This is a genomic window from Bacteroides sp. 3_2_5 (genome assembly GCF_000159855.2).
In the GTDB taxonomy this organism is placed as follows: Bacteria; Bacteroidota; Bacteroidia; order Bacteroidales; family Bacteroidaceae; genus Bacteroides; species Bacteroides fragilis.
Map to the genome: position 1 here is coordinate 2,028,706 of NZ_JH636044.1, position 23,971 is coordinate 2,052,676.

A 23,971-nucleotide genomic window follows, 5' to 3' on the forward strand; every position below is an offset into this window, starting at 1 on the left:
ACAGTTATGAAAAAATATATACCATTATTGGCGTTATCGGCACTAACCTTTTGCTCTTGCTCTGGCTTTTTAAATGTGCAGCCGGAAGGTAATCCTACCACTACATCCTATTTTTTGAATGATGAACAAGCGATTGATGCCATTGACGGACTTTATGCTCCTATTCATCAGGAAAAAGGCTTTGGACGTGAGTTGTTTTGGGAACAAGGTGCTGCTTGTGATATAGTATGGGCTAAATCACGTGGCTTCAACTCATTGGCCACCTTTAACTATAACGGTGATGAAAGTCCTATCAGTGGTGGATTTGATTTATTCTATCAGAATATGGCTCGTTCCAACTGGATTATCAAGCAGTTGCTTGCCAAAGAAAAAAAAGGTGGATTAAGCGATGTAGAACATCGGAGTTTGGGTGAAGCTTTCTTTATGCGTGGCATGGCTCATTTTTGGATTGCTTACCGTTATGGAACGAAAGCCCAAGGTGTACCTTTTGTGCGCTATGAAGATTTTGAGGGCGATTATGATAATTCCATACCTCCACAGCAGGCTTCTGTAATAGACAATTATAAGTTTATTATAGAGGATATGGATAATGCCATTTCTTATTTGCCGAAATTCGAAGAATATTCAGATGCTGATAAGGGACGTGCTCACAAAGCTGCCGCTGTAGCCTATAAAGCTAAGGTATATGCCTATTGGGCTACATGGGATGAAACTCAATGGAACAATGTAATTGCTATGGTTAATTCTCTGGAAACTGATTATGGACGTGGTTTGGCTGATACTTTTGCCGAAGTGTTCTCTTCGGAGTTTACGGATTTTTGGAATAAGGAATATATTTGGTCTATTCCTTCCAATGGTGGCTCTACAGGCGGCGGTGTTGAATTCCCCGGAGTGATTTTGGAAGATAAAGCTTGGGGTGTGTATAATGGCTGGGGCCACATAAAGCCTTCTTACGATATTTATGAAGAAATGGCAAAAGACGGTGCTGGTAATGATCGTCTGGTGCGTTCTATTTTGGAATATAATCAAGAGTTCGAATTTTTTGGTGAGAAACGTAAATTCTATACTGATACAAACTTGGATGTAGGTTTCCAGATTAATAAATATATGGACCCGTTCAAACATAAGGATGCCGATACTAAAGGATACGTTAACACAAATGGCAACTGGCCCACTGCTCGTGTAAATTTCCCATTGATTCGTTTTGCGGAAATGCTGCTGTTCCGTGCCGAAGCCTATTTAATGACAGATCAACCTGGTAAAGCGAAAGAAGATTTGAATCGTATCCGCAGACGCTCTAATTTGAAAGAGTTAATAGATATGCCTACTATGGCGGATTTATATCATGAACGACGTTGTGAGTTGGCTTTTGAATATACTGACCATCTGTTTGATTTGAAACGTTGGCATCGCTCGTCAAATGTTGTAATCAAAGAATTGGCTGCAAAAGAATTGAATGCCCATCCTCGTATCCGTAAGTATGCGGACCGTTCTAATCCGGAGTCAACTTTTACAATAGAGCCATATGCCGACTATCTGAATAAGACTCCTTATCAAGATTATATGATGGTATTTCCTTATCCGGCTGAACAAATTACTAAATCAAACGGTAAGTTGATACAAAATGACGGTTATTAGCTAATTTGAAACATCTAACTTGATGAAACAGAATACTTTTATATATGCAGCTATTGCGTTTTTTGTTTGTAGCTCTTGTACATCCGGTAAATATTCTCCTGTTGACTATGTAGATCCCTTTATTGGTACAGGTTTTCACGGTCATACGTATCCGGGGGCAACTGTTCCTTTCGGTGCGGTACAATTGAGTCCTGATACCCGTGCGGGAAATTGGGATGCCTGTGCGGGATATCACTATGATGATACAACTCTAAAAGGCTTTTCGCATACACATCTAAGCGGAACCGGATGTATTGATTTGGGTGACATTTTGTTTCGTCCTACAACTCTAAAACCGGATCTGACCGCCGAAAGCATTTGCCGACCGGCTAATTTCTCACATAAAGATGAAAGGGCGTCGGCGGGGTATTATTCGGTGATATTGAAAGATGAAGGGATAAAAGCGGAATTGACCGCAACAACTCATACCGGCATGCACCGTTATACATTCCCTTCCGGAAAACCCGTTACTATTATTGTCGATTTGGCTCATTTACTTTACAATAATCATAAAGACATATATAAAATGAAAACAAGTTCCAAATAAATATAGATAAATCATCTATATATCAATAATTTATATACGAGTTTTTATTTTCAGTTGTTTTCTACGTTTTCAGTTGCTTTGCTCTTTTTAGGTACATTTTTGTTTCTTGTTTGTTTCTTCATTTCGTTTTTATTTGTACCTTTGTGATAGGAAATAACGAATAAAAGGACACAAATATGCCAAGGACCAGAAAGCCAATAAAAGTAAAGGAGCCGATTCGTCTTCGGACGAAGGAGTTGGCCAATGGCAGCAAGAGTTTGTATCTGGATATATACCGAAATGGTAAGCGGACATACGAGTATCTGAAAATGTATCTTATTCCGGAAACGGATCGTAATGCCCGCCAACAGAACGAAACGACAATGGCTGCCGCAAATGCAATCAAATCGAAGCGTATCATAGAGTTGACAAGTGGTGAAGCCGGTATCATGAATCACAAGGATAAGGTTTATCTGCTGGACTGGATGCAACTCTATAAAGAGGAACAGAAGAAACGTGGTAAGAAAAACATAGGCCAGATAAAATCTGTTACCGGTATCTTGAAAGAGTATGCAGGAGAAAGATTCACATTAAATCAGATTGACCTCACTTTTTGCCACGGCTATATCGACTATATGCTGACAAACTACCGTCCCAAAGGAAAACCCATCTCGGCTTCTACGCGTAATACCTATTACCAGATTTTCAACGGTGCGTTAAATGCCGCTGTCCGTGCGAAACGGATCTTAAAGAATCCATTCAACGAAATGGAAAAATCGGAGAAGCCCAAGATGCCGGAAAGTGTGCGTTCGTATATGACTATTGAAGAAGTGAGATCATTAATCGCTACACCAATGCAGAACGAAGGGGTAAAAAGTGCCTACTTGTTCTCCTGCTTCTGTGGACTACGTATCAGTGACATTATCGGATTGCAATGGAAAGATGTGTTTATTGACAACGGCCAATACCGCTTGGCAGTAGCCATGCAGAAGACGAAAGAACCGATTTACCTTCCGCTCTCCAATGAAGCGTTGAAGTGGATGCCGGAACGTGGGGACAAGACAGCAGACGACCATGTGTTCGATTTGCCTTCTGGTATCAACCAGCTTATCAAACCATGGGCCAAAGCAGCCGGAATTTCCAAGCGATTCACCTTTCATACCGCCCGCCACACGTTCGCCACAATGATGCTGACATTGGGGGCCGATTTGTACACTGTATCTAAATTGCTCGGTCATACATCTGTAAAGATGACCCAAGTGTATGCCAAAATCGTCAATAAGAAAAAAGACGATGCAGTAAATCTGACCAACGGTTTATTCGATTGACAATGCAATGAACATCAGATATGTAACCACTTATAAGGGTGTTGTTCCGACAGGATTCTCTTTCGGGAGCAACACTCTTATAATATATCATATAAATCCAATTTAAAATATTTCATCATGAAAAGACCTAACAATGGCCCTCTCTCTTTTTGGAGGGAAAAAACATCTGCACCATTTTGTTGCAGAACAGGATGTAACGAAAGAATTATTCGCATTGCTCGTTGAAGCAAAAACAATGTATCTCCGTGATGTCGTGACGGGCAATAAGCAGTACTACCGTTACGTGGAGGATTTCGTAAACAGCCACCGGTATATCGACTGTGACCATGCGGTCTGCCGGAACTGCCATGAAATGAACATTCATATCGTCAAGGGGCTATTAAACGATTGCTCCCATCTTATCCGAGCATTTTTTACCGAAGCAGACTTCTCGTTCGAGAAGTGTATGGAACTGAAACGAACGTATGATACGTTTGTGCCACCATCACAGTCCGTCACGTGCTGCAAAGATGGACCGACAAGAATTTATCCTCTTTCTTTTGGATGCAATCTCACTCGTAAACAGATGATAGGTATTACAGCTTGTGCCAATGCTTATCATCTGTTTTGCGTTTCTACCCTACACGTTGAAGATATGGAAGCCCTGCTTTCCTGTAAAGAAGGATTCTGTATTCGTGTAAACAATATCCGCCATGTGGCCATCCTGTTTGATACACTCCTTGAGCACTCGTTTATCCAAGCCAAATGGCAGTCCGTTCTTAGTAGTGGGCGGTTCTTGCAAACCAAGGATGGAAAAGGATTCGTTTCAGCTTCAAGCCTTTCATCCGCTCTGTCTGCCTTGCGTAACAACATGACATCAACAGGTTACGGTATCAGACGAGCCATTGATGAACTGAGAGAGTGGTAAGAAGTGCCAATAAGCGAAGTATGTGAAAGGTAAAAGCGTGACAGTTGCCGTGATACGTGGTTACTATCACGGTACAAACTCACGCTGACCTTTTGGGTTGCCCTATCTTTGACCTCCGTTAGCGCGCTACATAACGGAGGATATACTTCATTGTCTAAATTTATAATAACTCATTTATGCAAAATAATAGATTGACATTCATGGAACGGCTGAGTGAACGGCTTACAAGCGTCGAAGCCATCCTAAAGAAATTAGATCCGATAGAAAGTCTGTTGGAACGCATCGCATTGCTGGAAAAAAATATATATACCACCAAACAGGTGTTTACCTTCCAAGAGGCTTGTATGTATATCGGAATATCCGAGAGTATGCTGTACAAGCTAACATCAGGCAAGGAGATTCCGCACTACAAGCCACGTGGCAAAATGATATATTTCGCCAAAGAAGATCTGGACGAATGGCTTTTGCAGAATTATGAACCAACCGTAGATGAAGCAGCACGTATGGCAAACGAGGCCGCTGCCACACAACCTTTCTTTAATCAAAGACGCCATGGAAAACGAAAGAAGAACTGAATATAATGTGGATATGAGGCCGGAGGAGGATTTCTTATCGGATATCCTCTCCGCCTCGCAGATTCGGGCGACGGATACCTATGAAACGCCGCCACAGATTATCTGGATAGACAACTCGACCATTGCTACGCTCGGCAACTTCAGCGCATCAACCGGCAAGGCGAAATCAAAAAAAACATTTAACGTTTCGGCCATTGTCGCTGCATCGCTGGCAGGGAAACAAGTGCTGAACTACCGGGCGCACCTCCCGGAAGGTAAACGCAAGATTCTGTACGTGGACACGGAGCAGAGCCGCTTCCATTGTCATAATGTACTGGAACGCATCTTGCGGCTTGCCGGACTGCCCACTACAACCGACAGTGAAAACCTCGACTTTATTTGCTTGCGCGAATACTCTCCGGCCATACGCATTGGGGTCATCGACTACGCCTTACGCCAAAGAAAAGGATACGGACTTGTAATTATCGATGGTATCCGTGACCTGATGCTTGATATAAACAGTACCGGTGAGTCTGTGGAAGTCATTAACAAGATGATGGAATGGTCATCAAAGTATGACCTGCATATCCACTGTGTGCTACACTTGAATAAAGGAGATAACAATGTACGCGGGCATATCGGTACGGAAATGAGCAACAAAGCGGAAACCGTACTGGTCATCAGCAAAAACAATGATTGTCCCAACATCAGCGAGGTCCATGCGTTACATATCCGTGAGAAAGAGTTTAAACCTTTTGCTTTCACTGTCAATGAGGGTGGGCTCCCGGTTCTCGCAGAAGGGCATTTGTTTGAGAATGCCCCACATCAGAAACCGAAACAACGGACGGGTTTTATGGAACTAAGCATCGAACAGCACCGTGAAGCCCTTTCCGCTGCGTTTGGAGACAAACCTATCCGTGGGTTTGAAAATATGCTGCAAGCCATGATGACTGCTTACGAGGCAATCGGATTTAAGCGTGGGAGAAACGTAATGGTCAAACTGCTGCAATATTTGACTGACACCTTAAAACTGGTTATCAAACGAGATAAACTTTTTTATTATGACATGACACAGGCAGAAACCATGCTTTTCGATGAAGAATGAGAGCGGGCGCGGGCCTATATAATTCAGTTTAATTTAGTATTTATATATATAGGGGCGCAAACTAAACTAAACCGCTTTTGTACAAACAAGTGAAAAGAAATTTAATATGACCATAGACGAAGCAAAACGAGTGCGTATCGTGGACTTTTTGGCCCAGCTCGGCCACCGTGCGCAGTATATGAAATCAGAGCAATATTGGTATCTTTCGCCTCTCAGGAAAGAGGTGACGCCATCGTTCAAAGTCAATGACCGGCTGAATGAATGGTATGATTTTGGTGAGGCCACCGGAGGCGACCTTGTGGAACTGGGTAAGTACCTTTGCGGAACTAAAAGTGTGAGTGAAGCATTAGCATACATCAAACGGTATGTCAATGGTGTGTCGCTGCCGAAAACCCGGGCGTTGCCCGCAACCTCTCGACCAGTGGAAGCCGACATGAAGAATTTGATTATCGTGCCGCTGCGACACCACGCACTGCTCTCATATCTCCATTCACGTATGATTGATTCGGATATCGGACGAATGTTCTGCAAGGAAGTCCATTACGAACTGCGCCAGAGACGTTACTTTGCACTGGCCTTTGGCAATATATCCGGTGGATACGAGGTACGAAACCCTTATTACAAAGGATGTATCAAGAACAAGGACATTTCCTTGATACCCCAATCGCGTGGTGAGGCACAGAGCCGTGTCTGCCTATTTGAAGGATTCATGGACTTTCTGTCCTATCTAACCCTAAAACAGACGGACGATAGTGCCATTTGCATTAATGCCCCCTGTGACTACCTTGTTATGAACTCGGTCAGTAATCTGAAAAGGACATTGACGTATTTGCAAAAATACACGTATATTCACTGTTACCTTGACAATGACCTTGCCGGACAAAAGACAGTGGAAACCATAGCCGGGATGTATGGCAGATGCGTCTATAACGAATCAAACTGTTATGCCGGTTACAAAGACCTGAACGACTACTTACGTGGGAAGAAACAATGAAAAAACCGCTCCCTAAGCCCTCCTTCATCACGGAGGGTTTTTTTTTATATCCCGACTTTTCCTGTTTTCTTATCCAAAATCATATTTGAATATGATTTTGAAATATGATTTTTAGATTTTGAAAAAATATTATATTGAAACGATACGTTTTATAATCAATAATTTTATCTTTCAAATTATCCATTCTTATTTTGCACACACAACCAAATATAAAAATCATATTATACAAAAATATATGAAATCATATTTTATTTTCACCATTGTCCTGACGGTTGCCTATCTCGTCTATTATGCAGTTATCATCGTGCAGGACCTTTATGGAAAAAAAGGAAATGGCAAGCCGGAAGAAGAGGTATTTGACCTCGGTGCGCCAGAAGATGAACAGAGTGTGTACGTGACGGAGAGCGATACGGGATTCAATGTGGGTAATGAGAAATATGAAACAGATGTTGCCCCTACCGCTTCGCCTGCACCACAGGAGACGGAAACCGCAGACAATAATGGCGAGATAGCCGTGGCGGAGAAGCTAAAACGCCTGAAAGCCCAAGCGGAGGAACAGATGGAAGAAACCGAGACCTACCTGTCGGACGCATACACGGCAGACGAACTGTACAAAGCGATGCTTGCCAAAGGAAAGACGGGCAACCGTCCGGAACTGGTGTGGAAACCTCTCAAAGACCGATTGTAAAATGTCGAAAGCAAAAAAAATATTATGTGCATTGTGCTTTGTCCCTTATGCGGCATTCGCCAAAAGTGGCAGCGTAAACTACAGTTGGGGTGCAGACGCACTGGCAACGATGCACGACTTCGTGGTGACGATGATGCTGTACGTGCTGTACATCTGCTACGCTGTCGCCTCGGTTTTCGTAGTCGTTGCCGCGCTCCAGATCTATATCAAAATGAACACAGGCGAGGACGGCGTGGTGAAGTCTATCGTATCACTTGTCGGTGCGTGCCTCTTCATCATTGGAGCTTCAATCGTGTTCCCTGCTTTCTTCGGCTACCGCATATAGGTGGCTGATAGAAGTGTAAAATAAATTCAAAAACAAGAGTACCACAAAAATGTAATAAATATGTTTCAGAAATTTAAAAGAATGTGCCGAAAGGCAAAGAAAACTATCATGCAAGTTTCCACCAAAGTAAGAATGTTAATCATTGCCCTGTTGGGAGGCATACCTGCTATGGCTCAAAGTACGGCAGGCGATTACTCGGCCGGTACGACAGCTCTATCAACCGTAGCGGAGGAAATTGTGAAATACGTTCCTGTCATGGTCAAACTCTGCTATGCCATTGCTGGTGTCGTGGCCATCATCGGAGCCATTTCGGTGTATATCGCCATGAACAACGAGGAACAGGATGTCAAGAAGAAGATTATGATGGTAGTTGGGGCGTGCCTTTTCTTGATTGCGGCAGCCCAAGCATTACCTCTGTTCTTCGGAATTAACGCATAAACAGTCAAGAAATGATTAATGACGGACGTTATCCGGATTATCCGCTGTTCAAGGGGTTACAACGGCCTTTGGAGCTGATGGGATTACAAGGTCGCTACATCTATTGGGCGGCAGGCGTGGCTGGTGGAGCCATTGTGGGCTTTATCGCCGCCTACTGTCTTATGGGCTTTGTGGCCGGACTGGTCGTATTGGCAACTGTCTTATCTGCGGGAATCGTGCTTATCATCCTCAAACAGCGAAAAGGGCTGCACAGCAAAAATGTAAAACGTGGAGTGTATGTGTATGCCTATTCGCACAAAGTATGACTATAAGAAAAACCATCACGGCAATGTGTGTGGCTGATTGATTGTTGAACGCGGGCGGGTTCGCCTCCAGCCGAGGCAGACCTGCCCCTATTTAATGAACGCATATCGGAATGACCCTATATATCATTTTATTTTTCATCGCCCTATGTACGGGTATGGCCTTGTCAGTCTATACGTTCGGTACGGGCGGCAAGCGCAAGCACATCTTTCAGAATATCTATTTCTCTGTGGAAGATACAGATGGTGTGGGTGTGCTGTACACCAAGACGGGTGAATATTCCGCCGTCTTAAAAATCGAAAATCCGGTACAGAAGTATTCGGCGGACATTGACAGCTATTACGATTTCACGCATCTATTCTCTGCCCTTGCGCAAACACTGGGCGAAGGATATGCCTTACACAAACAGGACATCTTCGTGAGAAAACAGTTCGCGAAGGAGCCGGAGCATAATCAAGAATTTCTTTCGGCATCGTACTTCCGTTATTTTAATGGGCGTCCGTACACGGACAGCCTTTGCTATCTGGCTATCACACAGGAAGCCAAGAAGAGCCGTCTTTTCTCTTACGATAGCAAGAAATGGCGCGATTTCCTCGTGAAGATTTATAAGGTTCGAGACCTACTACGCGACAGCGGTGTACAAGTGAAATTCCTGAACAAAGCCGAGGCAAGCGAATATGTGGACCGTTACTTTGCGATGAACTTCAAAGACCGTACGGTCTCGATGACGAATGTCAAGTCTGACGACGAAACGGTATCTATGGGTGATAAACGCTGTAAGGTGTACAGCCTCGTGGACGTGGACTGCGCCGCACTCCCCTCGCTGATACGTCCCTATACCAATATCGAGGTGAATAATACCGAGATGCCAGTGGATCTTGTCTCGGTGGTGGATAATATTCCGAACGCAGAAACGGTGGTGTACAACCAAATTATTTTCCTGCCCAGTCAGAAGCGTGAACTGGCATTACTCGACAAAAAGAAGAACCGGCACGCAAGCATCCCCAATCCGAGTAACCAAATGGCCGTAGAGGACATCAAGCAGGTACAGGACGTAATAGCCCGTGAAAGCAAACTGCTCGTGTACACGCACTTCAACATGGTGGTGGGCGTGCCTGCCGACACCGACCTTCAAAAATGCACGAATCACTTGGAAAACGCTTTTGGGCGCATGGGCATACATATCAGTAAGCGTGCATACAACCAACTGGAACTGTTCGTCAGTTCATTTCCGGGCAACTGTTACAGCCTGAACGAGGAATATGACCGTTTTCTGACCCTCTCCGACGCTGCGGTATGCCTGATGTACAAGGAACGGGTGCAGCATAGTGAGGAAACGCCGATAAAAATTTATTATACTGACCGTCAAGGTGTTCCGGTAGCTATCGACATCACGGGAAAAGAGGGAAAGAACAAGCTGACCGACAACTCGAATTTTTTCTGCCTGGGGCCTTCGGGCAGCGGAAAGAGTTTCCACATGAACTCCGTCGTGCGCCAGTTGCATGAACAGGGGACGGACGTGGTAATGGTCGATACGGGTAACTCATACGAGGGGCTATGCGAGTATTTCGGCGGCAAGTATATCAGCTATACCGAGGAACGGCCCATCACGATGAATCCGTTCCGCATCAATCGGGAAGAGATGAACGTAGAAAAAACGGGATTCTTGAAAAACCTCGTCTTGCTTATCTGGAAAGGTACGCAGGGAACGGTCACAAAGACGGAAGACCGTCTGATAGAGCACGTCATCACGGAATATTACGACGCCTACTTCAATGGTTTCGAGGGCTTCACACCCCAACAGCGTGAGGACTTGCGTAAGAGCCTCGTTATTGATGACCGCAACAGCAGTGAGAAGCGGCACGAAAGCGAACGGGAACGCGCGGTCCGCATCGAGGGTATCATTGACGAGATAGAGGGCCGACGCAAGGAACTGAAAGTGGAGGAACTGTCATTCAACTCTTTCTATGAATATTCCGTGCAGCGCATCCCAGATATCTGTGAGGAGAACCGTATCACGGGCATCGACCTCTCGACATACCGCTATATGATGAAGGACTTCTATTTGGGCGGCAACCACGAAAAAACGCTGAACGAGAACATGGACAGCTCGCTGTTCGACGAGACGTTCGTGGTCTTCGAAATCGACAGCATAAAAGATGACCCGCTGCTTTTTCCTTTGGTCACGCTGATTATCATGGATGTTTTCTTGCAAAAAATGCGCATCAAGAAGAACCGCAAAGTCCTTGTCATCGAGGAAGCATGGAAAGCCATCGCCAGCCCGCTGATGGCGGAGTACATTAAATTTATGTACAAAACAGCGCGTAAATTCTGGGCCAGTGTGGGCGTGGTGACACAGGAAATACAAGACATCATCGGCAGCGAAATCGTGAAAGAGGCCATCATCAATAACTCGGATGTGGTGATGCTGCTTGACCAGAGCAAATTCAAGGAACGTTTCGACACCATCAAGACGATTCTTGGCCTAACGGACGTGGACTGTAAGAAAATTTTCACCATTAACCGCCTTGAAAACAAGGAAGGACGCAGCTTCTTCCGCGAGGTGTTTATCCGTCGGGGCACGACCAGCGGTGTTTATGGCGTGGAAGAACCGCGCGAGTGCTACATGACTTACACGACCGAACGAGCGGAGAAAGAGGCTCTGAAGCTTTACAAGCGCGAGTTACAATGCAGCCACCAAGAGGCTATCGAGGCATATTGCCGCGACTGGAATACCAGCGGTATCGGCAAGGCATTGCCGTTTGCGCAGAAAGTTAATGAAGCGGGATGTGTACTGAACTTAACCACTAAAATAACATCATAATGAAAACGAAAAGGATTTTAATCACCCTGTCACTGGGCTACGGGATAAATATGATGGGGTTTGAAAGCAGCTTGACGCGCGAACAAATCTCTGTCAGCAATCCGGAACTCACTGTTTTGTCCCTCCGGGAGTTTTGTATGCTGTCCAAGGAGAACCTGCTCCGCATGGATGACATGACACCGGACAAAGTAGCCGCCATCGAACGGTTGTTGGCAGAGTATTCCCTTCGGTTGGGTATGTCCGATGTAGAACTGGAAGCGTATTTGAACCGGTATTATGAAGAAAACCCCAAAGAAAAGGAGTTTTACGATATGTGCGACAGGCTATGTAACAGCAAACCTGTCTTCGATGAAAACAGGTTTCGAGAAGAACTATTCAGGGAACTGAACAGTAGTCCGATGAGTGAAAAAAGACTAAGTGACTTGGGATGGCTACGTTATCAGACCGTGCGCGAAACTTATCTAAACCAGCCTTTCTTTTTGAGATGGTTCGGCTCCCAAGAAGCCCGGATCAAAAGGGCCATCAAGGATACTACCATCATACATGATATGTTCTGCCGACTTGTCACGGAGAATTGTATCGAATCTGAACGGTGGTATTTCAATCACAAGGAACCGGAATACATAAAAGAGGTCTGAAACGATGAAACGGCTGTTTATCTTTTGGGTTATCCTATTGCCTGCCCTGACACAGCATGTTCACGCACAATATTACAGCGTGAACTATGACGCTCGTACCGTGGCGGCCATGGCCGCAGCATTCGGCACGGAGGCAGTAGCCGAAAGCTACTACCGCGAGCAGGTGGATGATATTCTGAAACACTATACGGCGGCAGAAGTGGCGGCAGCAGGGATATTTTCTTCCAAATTTTTGGAACACAAGGCTCTGTCCGACCTTGGCATCTGGTGCAGCAGCACGGAAAATTACTACTATCGTCGAATTTACCACATGGTGGCAGAAAAAATCATGCCGAAAATATGGGTGGTGGCGAAGCTGATGCTGCGCTCACCACAAACAGCAATCCACTGGGGCAGCTACCTGATGAAAGTGTGCGACGATACGAAGAGCCTGTGTATGCAGTTCGAAAGTGTGGTGACAAACAGCACGCTGTCGTTCTCGGACATCGCTTTTCTGGAAATTGACCGCGACATTGCCACCTTGCTGAACCTCGCAGAACTGGGCGGTACCGATTGGCAACGGATGTTGGACAACTTTACCAAAGTGCCGGGCAATTTCACGATTGAGAACTTAAAGGGCGACATTGACAACCTTTATAACATGGGCGTAGGGCTGGCAACATCAGGTATGGAGAACCTCGGTGACGCTCTACTGCAAAGTAGTGCGTTCCATGACCTGTTGGGTGGCAAAGTCAATGAAATCGGCAACCTGTATGAACACTACAGTACTCTCTTCGAGCAGGCGGAACATGACATCGGCAGTCTGCTAATCGACATGGTGGGCGGTCAGGATAGCGTGGCCGCATTGTTCAATTTCAGCAATTACGACCTCACATCGTGGATGACCGACTATATGGACAATGCTGTCGGGAACTATTACACGCAACGGTGGTATATCGCACGGCGTGATCAAGGAAGCATTTCTCTATGCGACTACTACCCACCGACAGACGACAACAGCATATTGAACGGGGGTGCATGGACACGCTTTAACACGAGTGATCCGGGATTTTATCCGAACGCTTCGCAACGGGAGCAGGCCCTCGCCAATTCAGAACGGTATGCCGGATGGTCAAGAAGTCGAGTACAACAGCTCAACAATAGCAACGATGGCTACACCTATACTATCAATACCCGACAACAGGCCTATATCATCAGTAAGGGTAACAAACAGACAAAGAAGGCATACGCCTACGAGATACACGTGACACAGAGTTGGAATCGGACGGAGGTGGTCTATGAGGATGTCTTCGACTCCTATTCGATGGATTTGAATACGTTCAAAGCGCAACTCAATGCCCGCCTCTCGGAGTTCAATGACAACGAGGAAGGCTATGTCTATTACATAGCATCCGATGCACGGAACTATTATCAGGCGACGGACGCTGCAAAATTGCAGGGATGCGAAAGCGTGACCATCAGTGTAACCTGTTCAGACGGGGCGACGCTGGGACAAGGCTCGACACAATACAAGTGTCGCAAGTGTGGCGGCTCACTGGACGCCCATTCCAAAGAGTGCGTCATGCAGACCTCGGTAACGGAGAACGAACTGGATCTTTCAGAACTGGACGCACTGATACGGGAAGCGGACAATCAAGTCGCCGTTCTTCAATCTCAGATTAGTGCCTTGGAAAAGGAAAACGCCGACCTTCTGAAAAAAATTGCCGAGGCGAGCGTGGAAGACGCAGCAGCTTATCGGCAACAATATAACTCCAACCGGACACGTATCGAGGAACTGAAAAGCGAACTTGCCGAGTGGCAACAAAAACAGAAGGAGTACGCAGATGCGAAGCAGGAAGCGGAAGCAGAGAACGATGTGCCGACAGATGATTACTACCGCCTACCGGCTATCATGCAGGATTGCAAGACAGCCTATAGCCTCACTTGGCAGGACGGAGGTACATGGAGCGGCTATACGTTCGTCCGTAAGGCGACGATGCCGAACATCAATGGTATCATTACGTTCCGTGCGACTATTTCTATCGCACGGAAGCCGAAATACTTTCTGGGTATCAAGATTCACCGTGCCATTATCCAAATCAGTTGGGAATTGACTTCGGCATACACAGACACGCACGTTGCCGATGTACTGACACTCGATCCGAACCTGCCGAACGAGGAAAAGACTAAAATCGTGAATAATCGCATATCGGAAATCGCACGGGAATATCCCAACTGTAAAATCACTACCGAGTATGCCCGTACAGAACCTATGGAAGAAGTACCGAACAGCGACGTGTACCACCTGCTTTGGTCAAGTGACCGCCTCGAAATCGCACGAGAAGTGGATTCACGTATCACGAAAATATACGCCGACCTCGTATCCTTGGAGAAGATGATGCACTACAAGCGGAACATCATCGACGTACTGAAGGATGTGCTACCGGGACTCGATACGGACGAGGGTCGTAGGCTGACACTCGTGGAAGAGTGCCATGACCGCTGGGTAGAAAACGCACGGACATCCCGAAGTGGCAGAAAGGAGGTACGGCCATGAAACGCACTATACTGATAGCCATTACGTTGCTTGCGCTACTACCCGATGTCGCCAAGGGCCAATGGACATTCGATATCGTGTCGGTGGAAGCGTACATAAATGACCACAAAAAACAACGCAGCCTGTTGCTGGCCCGAAGCACGCTGGAATACAGCAACCAACTGCTGCATGAGTACAGCCGTGAGGAGACGGGCAAATACAAGGAAGTAAATATCGACCTTGACCGCTATACCCGTGCCTTTGATGTCATCGACGTGATGTACCAATCCCTGCGGACGGTGCTGAACGTGAAGGATACCTACAGCTCGGTAAGTGACCGTATCGGTGACTATAAGACCATGCTGGAGGCTTTCCATGAGAAAATCCTGAAACATGGGAACATCGAGCCGTCAGACGCACTGATACTGACTATCAATGAAAAAGCAATACGGGACATCGCCAACGAGGGCGAACACCTCTATAAGTCGGTGAGCGACCTCGTACTGTATGCCACGGGCGCAGCGGCCTGCTCGACCAGCGACCTGCTTATGGTACTGGAGTCCGTGAACAAGTCGCTGGACAGCATTGAGCAACACTTGAACCGGGCATACATCGAGACATGGAGATACATACAGGTACGTATCGGCTACTGGAAATCGAAGATTTACCGGGAACGTACCAAACGGGAAATTATTGACGGTGCTTTCGGACGATGGCGCAATGCGGGGCGACTGGATTATTGACGGTAAAAGAGGAAGGAGGTAAATAATGCCACAAGTTAGATTATGACTTCTATGTACCAAAATTGATAAGGAATATCTTAAAACGCAGGAAAAGCGTTTCGTCCTGAATGTTCGGAGAAGTACAAACAGAGAAAGAAACTTTAAGTACAAACAAGTCTATCTGGCCTATAACCAAGAGGCAAATGGACATTAATAAAAGATGTAATGAAAAAGATCGTTTTTGAAAAAGACATTACGCTATATAAAGCCGATTGCCTTGAAGTAATGCCTCTTCTCCCAGAATCAAGTATTGATTTAGTTCTATGCGACCCACCTTTTGGAATTACAGCCTCGCAATGGGATAAGATAATACCATTCTCGAAAATGTGGGAGGAGATTAGAAGAGTGAGAAAGGATAATGCGCCTACGGCTTTATTTGGCAGCGAACCGTTCAGCAGCCTTTTACGCTGTGGCAATTTAGCCGAATTTAAATATGACTGGGTATGGGAAAAGTCAAAAGCAAGCAATTTCCTTCTTGCTAAAAAGCAACCTCTAAAAGCGCATGAGCTAATCAGTATCTTTTGTAACGGCAGAACTCCTTATTATCCAATCATGGAGGAAGGTGAGCCTTATGAGAATCGTACAAAGAGAGGAAGTAACTGGACAGGAGTAAACAAGGTACCAAATCCTACATTCAGAAATGAAAACAAAGGAACGAGATACCCACGAAGTGTGAAATATTTTAAAACTGCGGAATCAGAGGGCAAAACGATTCATGTTAATCAAAAACCAGTCGCATTGTTGAAATATCTGATAAAAACATACACGAAAGAGGGTGACACAGTCCTTGATTTTGCCTCTGGAAGCATGAGCACTGCAATCGCCTGTATTCATACGAATAGAAAATGTATTTGTATTGAAAAGGATGATATGCACTTCTTGCGGGGAGAGGAAAGGATTAGAAATGAATATAATATAAAAAGAAATGTGGAATAATCCTGGTGATTAACTGATTGAAACACATTGAGTATTAAAAGATTAATAACAAATAACCGAAAGTAAATATGGACAGAATACTCTTACTCGTGACGGTTACAATAATTGCAACCACGGCGGCAAAGGCACAATCCGTGACCTATAACCACGATTCGCCGAAACAAAACCAAGTAACAGTAATGGAAACCGGTACGGGAGCACTCTCGCCCGACCTCTACTATTCCATACTGCACAACAAGTATAAGAAGTCGGCAGCAGTCAAGAACAAACTGTCATTCCGCACACTGGCGGGCGTCAACCTATACAACCAAACGGACGAAGCTGAAGCCATCGACTCGGCATTGGTGAGCCGGGCAAAGATAGAAGCCTTGAACGTGGCTGACCGTCAAGCGGACATCGCATGGGTCGCTGAAGGCGATAAGGTCAACGGACAGATGGTACGGTTCAAACGAAACATAGACCGCATCTTGCCTGTCGGGGGGACACCGGAGGATAAAGACAGATGGACGGAATATTACCATATCTACCAGTGCGCCATTGATGCAACGAAAGATGCCTATATGCCCAACGCACAGCGGAAGAAAGAGTATCTGCGCATCTACGAGGATATAACTCGACAGAACGAAATCCTTGTCGGCTACCTTGCCAAACGGCAGAATACTACGATAACAAGTACGCTACTGAATGCTACCGCTGACCGTACTCTGGATAAGGAGAGTATTGTCCGCGATGCGGTGAACCGATGGCACGAATCGCGCTTTGCCGTGCGCGGCCCGCAATCAGGCAATAACACGGGTGGCAACGGCGACGGAGATGAAACAGTAAACAAAGGGAACTGAAAAAACAAAAACGTATGGCAGACGGAAATATACTCTCGGATTTCGGTATTAATATCCTTGAAGAAGAAATTGACGATGTGATTTTTCAAACGAACGAGTTCCTGACTGATGCGACTTTTACCGGCTCGCAGGGACCGTTCTGGTGGATACTACAAATGTGCATGGCACTGGCTGCCCTGTTCGCTATTGTGATGGCAGCGGGAATGGCGTACAAGATGATGGTGAAACATGAGCCACTGGATGTGCTGAAGCTGTTCCGTCCTTTGGCTGTTTCAATCATCCTCTGTTGGTGGTATCCGCCAGCAGACACGGGTATGGCTGGCAGTGGGAGCAGTTGGTGTTTCCTTGACTTCCTGTCTTACATCCCGAACTGCATCGGCTCGTACACGCATGACCTGTACGAGGCAGAAGCCACCCAAATAGCGGACAAATTCGAGGAAGTGCAGCAACTTATCCATGTACGTGACACGATGTACCAAAGCTTGCAAGCACAGGCAGATGTCGCTCACACGGGTACCTCCGACCCGAACCTGGTAGAAGCGACCATGGAACAAACCGGAGTGGACGAAGTGACGAAGATGGAGAAAGACGCAGCCGAACTGTGGTTTACCTCACTGACGGCAGGAGTCATCGTAGGTATCGACAAAATCATCATGCTTATCGCTCTGATTGTGTATCGTATCGGATGGTGGGCAACCATCTATTGCCAGCAAATCCTACTGGGCATGTTAACAATATTCGGACCTATACAATGGGCGTTCTCGCTGTTGCCCAAATGGGAAGGTGCATGGGCGAAGTGGCTTATAAGGTATCTGACAGTACATTTCTATGGTGCAATGCTCTACTTCGTCGGCTTCTATGTGCTACTGTTATTCGACATTGTACTGTGCATACAGGTAGAAAACCTGACGGCAATCACAGCAAGCGAACAGACAATGGCGGCCTACTTGCAAAACAGCTTCTTCTCCGCCGGCTACTTGATGGCGGCAAGTATCGTGGCACTGAAATGCCTAAACCTCGTGCCGGACTTGGCAGCATGGATGATACCTGAAGGCGACACGGCCTTCTCTACACGGAACTTTGGAGAAGGTGTGGCGCAGCAGGCCAAAATGACGGCTACGGGCGGTATCGGCTCGATGATGAGATAATGATAAACCTAATATTAAATATCCAAAAGATGAATGTACAACAGAAAATTGAGAAATGGTGCAGGAACGAGCGTTTCGTGCACTATGCAAATGAACGCATAAGCGAAGAACTCGTTTATGCACCTAACCACCGAATTGATCCGGAATATGAAGAACTGGACGAAGCCATTACATGGGACAACCGATATATTGTCCCTATGATGACTTACCTTACCTATCGTCTGCAACTGGTCAAATTGCAGAAAAATGCCAAGAATCGAAACCGCCGTGTCTGGTGGATATTCGTGCATGTAATCATGCGGGAAGATTACACACAGCTTTTTGACGGGAAGTTCGAAAAATTTCTGACGGAGTTGCATGATACAGTCATGACAATGTTACATGACGAATACACACGATTGTCTAACAAGAAAAAATAAAGGTATATGGTCATCAAACATTTGGAGAATAAAATCCGACTGGTGGGCATCATCTGCACTGCTTTTCTTGCAGGGTGTATCATCATCAGCGTATCAAGTATCTGGACTGCCCGGACAATGGTGACGGACGCGCAGAAAAAGGTGTATGTGCTGGACGGAAATGTACCTATACTCGTAACCCGCACGACGATGGACGAAACACTGGACGTGGAGGCCAAGAGCCACGTAGAAATGTTCCACCATTACTTTTTTACTCTCGCACCGGACGACAAATACATCCGCTATACGATGGAAAAAGCGATGTACCTGGTCGATGAGACGGGACTGGCACAGTACAATACCCTCAAGGAAAAGGGATTTTACTCCAATATATTGGGTACGAGCGCGGTGTTCTCGATATTCTGTGACAGTATCTCCTTTGACAAAAAGAATATGGAGTTCACCTACTATGGTCGGCAGCGAATCGAGCGCCGGAGTAATATCCTGATGCGCGAACTGGTTACGGCAGGGCAACTTAAACGTGTGCCGAGAACGGACAATAATCCGCATGGACTGCTCATAGTAAACTGGCGCACATTGCTGAACAAAGATATCGAGCAAAAAACAAAGAGTAACTATTAAATCACCAAAGATATGAATATCAAAGGATTCAAACGGATGTTGTTCGGCGAGAAGATGCCGGACAAAGATGACCCGCAGTACAAGGAACGCTACGAGCGAGAGGTGCAGGCCGGGCATAAATTCGCCAAGGCGACACGCATCGACCAAGCGGCGGCCAAGGTGCAGGGCTTTGCCAACGCACACCGGACGCTGTTTCTGGTCATCGTCTTTACATTCGTCATCGGAGCTTTCGTATGGAACGCCTACCGCTTGGTAACTGTGTACAGACACAGTCCGGTAAGTCGCACGGCGACGGAAAAGCAGGATTCAGTGCTTCGGGAACGGCACAAGCTGTTGCAGGAAGTCGAAATAAGGGAACATAAAAACAGAGGGGACAAACCATAGTAAAAAGAGTACTTATGAATACACGGCTTGAAAAATCAGTCCGTTCGTCAGACGAATGGTACACGCCAAAGGAGATACTGGACGCATTGGGCAAATTCGACCTTGACCCTTGCGCTCCCATCCATCCGTTGTGGCCGACTGCCGAGGTCATGTATGACCAGAACATAGATGGGTTGTCCCAGATATGGGAAGGGCGTGTGTGGCTCAATCCTCCCTATTCGCGTCCTCTTATCGAGCTATTCGTCCGGAAATTGGCAGAACATGGCAACGGCATTGCATTATTATTCAACCGTTGCGATTCCAAAATGTTTCAGGACGTCATCTTTCCAAAAGCGACGGGAATGAAATTCCTACGCCACCGCATCCGATTCTACCGACCAGGCGGAGCACGAGGTGACTCTCCCAGTCGCGGTAGCATCCTATTAGCTTTCGGAGAAGACAACGCAGAGATACTGAGAAATTGTGCCATTGAAGGCAAATATGTACAACTCAATTAAAAGATGTATAATGAAGATATTGGAGAAAATCAATTTTCGCCAGCCGAAATATATGCTTCCCGCCATCCTTTATTTCCCCCTGCTCGGCACGTCTTATTTCATCTTCGACCTGTTTCAGACAGAAACGATAGAAATACAAGACAAGGCGTTGCAGACGACGGAGTTCCTAAACCCCGAATTGCCGGGGGCACAGATCAAGGACGATGGCATAGGCAGCAAATACGAGAATATGGCGAAATCATGGGGTAAGATACAAGACTACTCCGCTGTAGATAACATAGACCGGGAAGAACCCGATAAAAACAAGGAAGAGTATGAATCGAAATACACGCAGGACGACATCGACCTGCTCACGGAAGAACAACAGGAAAAAGCTGCGGCAGCGGAAATTGCCTCTGCCAAGACACGAGAACAGGAAGCACTTGCCGAACTGGAGAAAGCACTCGCAGAGGCGAGACTGAGAGGGCAAAACGCGGCTGTACCCCCGGCAGAAACGGACACGGCCAACATTGCTCCACCACAAGGAGCAGCAGCCTCCGGAACCATCAACGAAGAGAGCCGGGCTGTGAAAACGCCATCAGCGGACGAACCGCCCAGCGAGGTGGTACGCAAGGTGAAGACAACCTCGGACTACTTTAACACACTGTCGAAGAATGTCCGTGAACCGAAACTCATCCAAGCCATCATTGACGAGAACATCAAAGCGGTGGACGGCTCGCGCGTGAGGTTGCGCCTGCTTGACGATGTGGAGATTGGCGAGTGTGTGATAGCAAGGGGAACATACCTGTACGCTACGGTAAGCGGATTCTCATCCGGGCGCGTGAAAGGTAATATCAGCAGCATCCTCGTGAATGACGAATTGGTGAAAGTGAGTCTCTCACTCTATGATACAGATGGCATGGAGGGGCTGTATGTGCCCAACAGCCAATTCCGGGAAACGAGCAAGGATGTAGCAAGCGGGGCAATGTCGGGCAATATGAACATGAGTATGGGAAGTACAACAGGAAACAGCCTTGCACAATGGGGGATGCAGGCGGTGAACAATGCCTACCAGAAAACAAGCAATGCCATTAGCAAAGCTATCAAGAAAAACAAAGTCAAGTTGAAATACGGAACTTTCGTGTATTTAGTGAACGGACAGGAAAAAAGGAATTAAAACGATGATGACATGGAAACAGATTTATCAGAATATCACAAAGGTACGGATGGGCTTTATTATGCGGACTATATAGCCCCAAATAAAGCCGAAACATTTATCGGAAAACTTGTGAGTACCGAATGGTGGCATCACAGAGGGCAGTTTGCCCTAATATGCAACTTCCGAACAGAAGACAGACGGAGGATTGCCTTATTCGCTTTTCAAAAACATACCGGTTTTTACGGACCAAGATACGGGAATGTTAATTTCAAAACAGTGGAGAAGGGCACTCTTTGGCAATGTGAAATCCAAATGACCCGGACGAGACGTTGTACTTGGGCGCGTGCCAGGCAGATAAAGAAATGAAGCGAAATAGGGAAAAGAAATCAATATAAATATTTTTAATCATGTGCCTATGAAATCTTCAAACTACTTAAAAAAAATATACGGGAATCCGACAGATGAAAAATATACACCGGGATATGGTGTATTACCCATTATCAAATATATACCTGAAGGCAAGATAGTCTGGTGTCCTTTCGATACGAAGCACAGTGAGTTTGTGCAGAAATTCAAGGATGCCGGTTTCCATGTCGTGTATTCCCATATCTATAACGGACAGGATTTTTTCAACTATGAACCGTCCCAATGGGATATACTCGTATCCAATCCTCCTTTCAGCCGGAAAGTGGAAGTCTTCGAACGCTGTCTGAAACTCGGAAAACCATTCGCCTTGCTGATGTCCAACTATTGGCTGAACAACGTAACACCCTGCCGACTTTTCCAGAATACTGATCTGGAATTACTCATGTTCGATAAACGTATTCAGTTCGGAAAAGGGAAAAACGTACCGTTCAACAGCAGCTATTTCTGCCATAAAATACTTCCGAAACAAATCATATTCGAACAGATAGATGTTACGGACAAATCTCCAAGTTGTATGCAGGATGACATCCCAGATAAGGCAAATATCAATCCGCAAGAGAATAAAGCAATCATGAATTTTCAATTATAACTCTGTATTTCAATGAAAAGGAATTTATTTGGCATTATGCTTCTATCAGGTATTTCCATTTTACCGAAAGCTAACGCACAAACTACCTACGAAGAAATGGAACAACTGACGGTGAACGAACAGATAACAACTGTCATCACGGCATCGGAACCGGTGCGTTTCGTGGATATTTCCACTGACAAGGTGGCGGGCGATCAGCCCATTGACAACATCATTCGCCTAAAGCCCAAGGAAAGCGGACACGAGGATGGTGAAATACTCGCCATCGTCACCATTGTGACGGAACGATACCGCACACAATACGCACTGATTTATACCACAAGGATGAAAGAGGCAGTAACGGATAAGGAGATATTGCTGCAAGAGCGTAATGCGTACAACAATCCGGCAGTCTCAATGTCCGCTGCCGACATGACACATCATGCACGGCGCATCTGGAACTCACCTGCAAAAATCCGCAACGTAGCTACCAAAGCACACCGCATGGTGATGCGTCTGAACAATATCTACTCGGTGGGTGACTACTTCTTCATAGACTTTTCCATCGAGAACAAGACGAACATTCGTTTTGACATTGATGAGATACGGATAAAGCTGACAGACAAGAAACTCGCCAAGGCAACCAACGCACAGACTATCGAACTGACACCTGCCCTGGTTCTGGAATCGGGCAAGACATTCAGACACGGCTATCGGAATGTGATTGTCGTGAAAAAGATGACCTTTCCCAATGACAAGCTACTGACCATCGAAATGACGGAGAAACAGATTAGTGGCCGTAACATCAGTCTGAACATCGACTATGAGGATATACTGGCGGCAGATTCGTTCCATGCAGATTTATTGGAGGAGGAATGACTATGAAAAAGACAATCATCGTGATAATTACCTGCGTGTGTATCGCTGCAAGTGCAAATGCACAACAAGGTAGCGGACGCCTCTCGCTTGGCACAGGGCTACTCTACAAGAACGGCATGGATATAACGCTCGCCTACGAACACGAAATGAACTATCGCCATACGTGGGAGTTCTTCGTCAACGGCTATCTACAATGGGCAGAGTGCGCTTCGTGCGGGCATATCTGCCCGGAATCATTTTGGCGAAACTACCGCAGCTACGGTTTTGGCGTGGCCTACAAGCCGTGCATGACGCGAGGACGCAACCACTATGGCAGTCTGCGTATCGGAGCTTCAGCCGGAAGCGACATGAATAAGTTCCTCGGTGGCCTGCACTTCGGTTACGAACACAACTATGTGCTACGGGCCGGATGGACACTGTATTGGCAAGTGAAAAGCGATGTGATGATAAAAGGTGCGGACGTGCTGCGAGCAGGTGTCGTGCTGGGTGTGAAACTACCTATAAAATAGGGA

Annotated in this window: 26 protein-coding genes and 1 pseudogene; all 27 read left to right on the forward strand. The window is 46.1% G+C overall.

The window, feature by feature from the left end; translation table 11 throughout:
- The first annotated feature begins 6 nt into the window (after nucleotides 1-6).
- Nucleotides 7-1,638: a RagB/SusD family nutrient uptake outer membrane protein gene (locus tag BSHG_RS09820; protein WP_008659487.1), complete on the forward strand. Its 1,632-nt coding sequence runs from the start codon at nucleotides 7-9 to the stop codon at nucleotides 1,636-1,638.
- A 22-nt stretch (nucleotides 1,639-1,660) separates the two neighbouring features.
- Nucleotides 1,661-2,188, forward strand: a pseudogene (locus tag BSHG_RS09815) (alpha-mannosidase); the annotation flags it as partial.
- 212 nt (nucleotides 2,189-2,400) lie between these two features.
- On the forward strand, nucleotides 2,401-3,531 hold the full coding sequence (locus BSHG_RS09810) for a site-specific integrase (RefSeq protein WP_005777415.1): 1,131 nt from the start codon (nucleotides 2,401-2,403) through the stop codon (nucleotides 3,529-3,531).
- Nucleotides 3,532-3,664: 133 nt separating this feature from the next.
- Nucleotides 3,665-4,438 carry a hypothetical protein gene (locus BSHG_RS09805; RefSeq protein ID WP_008659490.1) on the forward strand — a complete coding sequence of 258 codons (774 nt, stop codon included), beginning with the start codon at nucleotides 3,665-3,667 and terminating at the stop codon, nucleotides 4,436-4,438.
- Nucleotides 4,439-4,614: 176 nt separating this feature from the next.
- Nucleotides 4,615-5,013 (forward strand): helix-turn-helix domain-containing protein, encoded by a 399-nt coding sequence (locus BSHG_RS09800; RefSeq protein ID WP_004322056.1) that lies wholly within the window; start codon nucleotides 4,615-4,617, stop codon nucleotides 5,011-5,013.
- Nucleotides 4,991-6,097, forward strand: coding sequence for an AAA family ATPase (locus tag BSHG_RS09795; protein ID WP_005777412.1), 1,107 nt, complete (start codon nucleotides 4,991-4,993; stop codon nucleotides 6,095-6,097). Before BSHG_RS09800 ends, BSHG_RS09795 begins: the two co-directional genes overlap by 23 nt.
- Nucleotides 6,098-6,203: 106 nt before the next feature.
- Nucleotides 6,204-7,091 (forward strand): toprim domain-containing protein, encoded by an 888-nt coding sequence (locus BSHG_RS09790; protein WP_004310189.1) that lies wholly within the window; start codon nucleotides 6,204-6,206, stop codon nucleotides 7,089-7,091.
- A 235-nt stretch (nucleotides 7,092-7,326) separates the two neighbouring features.
- Complete coding sequence (locus BSHG_RS0220325; protein WP_032497462.1) at nucleotides 7,327-7,779, forward strand: hypothetical protein; 453 nt, start codon at nucleotides 7,327-7,329, stop codon at nucleotides 7,777-7,779.
- A 1-nt stretch (nucleotide 7,780) separates the two neighbouring features.
- Nucleotides 7,781-8,104 carry a DUF4134 domain-containing protein gene (locus BSHG_RS09785; RefSeq protein WP_004310187.1) on the forward strand — a complete coding sequence of 108 codons (324 nt, stop codon included), beginning with the start codon at nucleotides 7,781-7,783 and terminating at the stop codon, nucleotides 8,102-8,104.
- Nucleotides 8,105-8,164: 60 nt separating this feature from the next.
- A complete protein-coding gene (locus BSHG_RS09780; RefSeq protein ID WP_004322059.1) occupies nucleotides 8,165-8,542 on the forward strand; it encodes a DUF4134 domain-containing protein in 378 nt (125 codons plus the stop codon).
- Nucleotides 8,543-8,553: 11 nt separating this feature from the next.
- On the forward strand, nucleotides 8,554-8,847 hold the full coding sequence (locus BSHG_RS09775) for a hypothetical protein (RefSeq protein ID WP_004310185.1): 294 nt from the start codon (nucleotides 8,554-8,556) through the stop codon (nucleotides 8,845-8,847).
- Nucleotides 8,848-8,957: 110 nt separating this feature from the next.
- Nucleotides 8,958-11,669 carry a helicase HerA domain-containing protein gene (locus tag BSHG_RS09770; protein ID WP_008659494.1) on the forward strand — a complete coding sequence of 904 codons (2,712 nt, stop codon included), beginning with the start codon at nucleotides 8,958-8,960 and terminating at the stop codon, nucleotides 11,667-11,669.
- Nucleotides 11,669-12,307, forward strand: a complete 639-nt coding sequence (locus BSHG_RS09765; RefSeq protein ID WP_004322062.1) for a hypothetical protein — start codon at nucleotides 11,669-11,671, stop codon at nucleotides 12,305-12,307. Before BSHG_RS09770 ends, BSHG_RS09765 begins: the two co-directional genes overlap by 1 nt.
- Nucleotides 12,308-12,311: 4 nt before the next feature.
- On the forward strand, nucleotides 12,312-14,843 hold the full coding sequence (locus BSHG_RS09760; RefSeq protein WP_004310182.1) for a hypothetical protein: 2,532 nt from the start codon (nucleotides 12,312-12,314) through the stop codon (nucleotides 14,841-14,843).
- Nucleotides 14,840-15,565 carry a hypothetical protein gene (locus BSHG_RS09755; protein WP_004322064.1) on the forward strand — a complete coding sequence of 242 codons (726 nt, stop codon included), beginning with the start codon at nucleotides 14,840-14,842 and terminating at the stop codon, nucleotides 15,563-15,565. Before BSHG_RS09760 ends, BSHG_RS09755 begins: the two co-directional genes overlap by 4 nt.
- A 204-nt stretch (nucleotides 15,566-15,769) precedes the next feature.
- The gene (locus BSHG_RS09750; protein WP_004310179.1) at nucleotides 15,770-16,540 is read left to right on the forward strand and encodes a DNA-methyltransferase; all 771 of its coding nucleotides are present in this window, start codon (nucleotides 15,770-15,772) and stop codon (nucleotides 16,538-16,540) included.
- Between the two features lie 68 nt (nucleotides 16,541-16,608).
- The gene (locus tag BSHG_RS09745; RefSeq protein ID WP_004310178.1) at nucleotides 16,609-17,379 is read left to right on the forward strand and encodes a DUF5045 domain-containing protein; all 771 of its coding nucleotides are present in this window, start codon (nucleotides 16,609-16,611) and stop codon (nucleotides 17,377-17,379) included.
- Between the two features lie 14 nt (nucleotides 17,380-17,393).
- Nucleotides 17,394-18,527 (forward strand): hypothetical protein, encoded by a 1,134-nt coding sequence (locus BSHG_RS09740; protein ID WP_004310177.1) that lies wholly within the window; start codon nucleotides 17,394-17,396, stop codon nucleotides 18,525-18,527.
- A 29-nt stretch (nucleotides 18,528-18,556) separates the two neighbouring features.
- Nucleotides 18,557-18,946 carry a hypothetical protein gene (locus BSHG_RS09735; RefSeq protein ID WP_004310176.1) on the forward strand — a complete coding sequence of 130 codons (390 nt, stop codon included), beginning with the start codon at nucleotides 18,557-18,559 and terminating at the stop codon, nucleotides 18,944-18,946.
- Between the two features lie 6 nt (nucleotides 18,947-18,952).
- Nucleotides 18,953-19,567: a conjugative transposon protein TraK gene (traK, locus tag BSHG_RS09730; protein WP_004310175.1), complete on the forward strand. Its 615-nt coding sequence runs from the start codon at nucleotides 18,953-18,955 to the stop codon at nucleotides 19,565-19,567.
- Between the two features lie 12 nt (nucleotides 19,568-19,579).
- Complete coding sequence (locus BSHG_RS09725; protein ID WP_004310174.1) at nucleotides 19,580-19,951, forward strand: hypothetical protein; 372 nt, start codon at nucleotides 19,580-19,582, stop codon at nucleotides 19,949-19,951.
- 14 nt (nucleotides 19,952-19,965) lie between these two features.
- Complete coding sequence (locus tag BSHG_RS09720) at nucleotides 19,966-20,448, forward strand: DNA N-6-adenine-methyltransferase (RefSeq protein WP_004310173.1); 483 nt, start codon at nucleotides 19,966-19,968, stop codon at nucleotides 20,446-20,448.
- 10 nt (nucleotides 20,449-20,458) lie between these two features.
- Complete coding sequence (gene traM, locus BSHG_RS09715) at nucleotides 20,459-21,604, forward strand: conjugative transposon protein TraM (protein WP_008659496.1); 1,146 nt, start codon at nucleotides 20,459-20,461, stop codon at nucleotides 21,602-21,604.
- A 12-nt stretch (nucleotides 21,605-21,616) separates the two neighbouring features.
- On the forward strand, nucleotides 21,617-21,952 hold the full coding sequence (locus BSHG_RS09710; RefSeq protein ID WP_004314541.1) for a hypothetical protein: 336 nt from the start codon (nucleotides 21,617-21,619) through the stop codon (nucleotides 21,950-21,952).
- Nucleotides 21,953-22,001: 49 nt separating this feature from the next.
- Nucleotides 22,002-22,601, forward strand: coding sequence for a hypothetical protein (locus BSHG_RS09705; protein WP_004310171.1), 600 nt, complete (start codon nucleotides 22,002-22,004; stop codon nucleotides 22,599-22,601).
- Between the two features lie 12 nt (nucleotides 22,602-22,613).
- The gene (traN, locus tag BSHG_RS09700; protein ID WP_004310170.1) at nucleotides 22,614-23,459 is read left to right on the forward strand and encodes a conjugative transposon protein TraN; all 846 of its coding nucleotides are present in this window, start codon (nucleotides 22,614-22,616) and stop codon (nucleotides 23,457-23,459) included.
- A complete protein-coding gene (locus BSHG_RS09695) occupies nucleotides 23,456-23,968 on the forward strand; it encodes a hypothetical protein (RefSeq protein ID WP_004310169.1) in 513 nt (170 codons plus the stop codon). Before traN ends, BSHG_RS09695 begins: the two co-directional genes overlap by 4 nt.
- Nucleotides 23,969-23,971 lie beyond the last annotated feature (3 nt).

Bases quoted from the DNA above. Each gene is read 5' to 3' on its own strand.
- BSHG_RS09820 (WP_008659487.1), top strand. From the start codon at position 7: ATGAAAAAATATATACCATTATTGGCGTTATCGGCACTAACCTTTTGC.
- BSHG_RS09810 (WP_005777415.1), top strand. From the start codon at position 2,401: ATGCCAAGGACCAGAAAGCCAATAAAAGTAAAGGAGCCGATTCGTCTT.
- BSHG_RS09805 (WP_008659490.1), top strand. From the start codon at position 3,665: ATGGCCCTCTCTCTTTTTGGAGGGAAAAAACATCTGCACCATTTTGTT.
- BSHG_RS09800 (WP_004322056.1), top strand. From the start codon at position 4,615: ATGCAAAATAATAGATTGACATTCATGGAACGGCTGAGTGAACGGCTT.
- BSHG_RS09795 (WP_005777412.1), top strand. From the start codon at position 4,991: ATGGAAAACGAAAGAAGAACTGAATATAATGTGGATATGAGGCCGGAG.
- BSHG_RS09790 (WP_004310189.1), top strand. From the start codon at position 6,204: ATGACCATAGACGAAGCAAAACGAGTGCGTATCGTGGACTTTTTGGCC.
- BSHG_RS0220325 (WP_032497462.1), top strand. From the start codon at position 7,327: ATGAAATCATATTTTATTTTCACCATTGTCCTGACGGTTGCCTATCTC.
- BSHG_RS09785 (WP_004310187.1), top strand. From the start codon at position 7,781: ATGTCGAAAGCAAAAAAAATATTATGTGCATTGTGCTTTGTCCCTTAT.
- BSHG_RS09780 (WP_004322059.1), top strand. From the start codon at position 8,165: ATGTTTCAGAAATTTAAAAGAATGTGCCGAAAGGCAAAGAAAACTATC.
- BSHG_RS09775 (WP_004310185.1), top strand. From the start codon at position 8,554: ATGATTAATGACGGACGTTATCCGGATTATCCGCTGTTCAAGGGGTTA.
- BSHG_RS09770 (WP_008659494.1), top strand. From the start codon at position 8,958: ATGACCCTATATATCATTTTATTTTTCATCGCCCTATGTACGGGTATG.
- BSHG_RS09765 (WP_004322062.1), top strand. From the start codon at position 11,669: ATGAAAACGAAAAGGATTTTAATCACCCTGTCACTGGGCTACGGGATA.
- BSHG_RS09760 (WP_004310182.1), top strand. From the start codon at position 12,312: ATGAAACGGCTGTTTATCTTTTGGGTTATCCTATTGCCTGCCCTGACA.
- BSHG_RS09755 (WP_004322064.1), top strand. From the start codon at position 14,840: ATGAAACGCACTATACTGATAGCCATTACGTTGCTTGCGCTACTACCC.
- BSHG_RS09750 (WP_004310179.1), top strand. From the start codon at position 15,770: ATGAAAAAGATCGTTTTTGAAAAAGACATTACGCTATATAAAGCCGAT.
- BSHG_RS09745 (WP_004310178.1), top strand. From the start codon at position 16,609: ATGGACAGAATACTCTTACTCGTGACGGTTACAATAATTGCAACCACG.
- BSHG_RS09740 (WP_004310177.1), top strand. From the start codon at position 17,394: ATGGCAGACGGAAATATACTCTCGGATTTCGGTATTAATATCCTTGAA.
- BSHG_RS09735 (WP_004310176.1), top strand. From the start codon at position 18,557: ATGAATGTACAACAGAAAATTGAGAAATGGTGCAGGAACGAGCGTTTC.
- traK (WP_004310175.1), top strand. From the start codon at position 18,953: ATGGTCATCAAACATTTGGAGAATAAAATCCGACTGGTGGGCATCATC.
- BSHG_RS09725 (WP_004310174.1), top strand. From the start codon at position 19,580: ATGAATATCAAAGGATTCAAACGGATGTTGTTCGGCGAGAAGATGCCG.
- BSHG_RS09720 (WP_004310173.1), top strand. From the start codon at position 19,966: ATGAATACACGGCTTGAAAAATCAGTCCGTTCGTCAGACGAATGGTAC.
- traM (WP_008659496.1), top strand. From the start codon at position 20,459: ATGAAGATATTGGAGAAAATCAATTTTCGCCAGCCGAAATATATGCTT.
- BSHG_RS09710 (WP_004314541.1), top strand. From the start codon at position 21,617: ATGGAAACAGATTTATCAGAATATCACAAAGGTACGGATGGGCTTTAT.
- BSHG_RS09705 (WP_004310171.1), top strand. From the start codon at position 22,002: ATGAAATCTTCAAACTACTTAAAAAAAATATACGGGAATCCGACAGAT.
- traN (WP_004310170.1), top strand. From the start codon at position 22,614: ATGAAAAGGAATTTATTTGGCATTATGCTTCTATCAGGTATTTCCATT.
- BSHG_RS09695 (WP_004310169.1), top strand. From the start codon at position 23,456: ATGACTATGAAAAAGACAATCATCGTGATAATTACCTGCGTGTGTATC.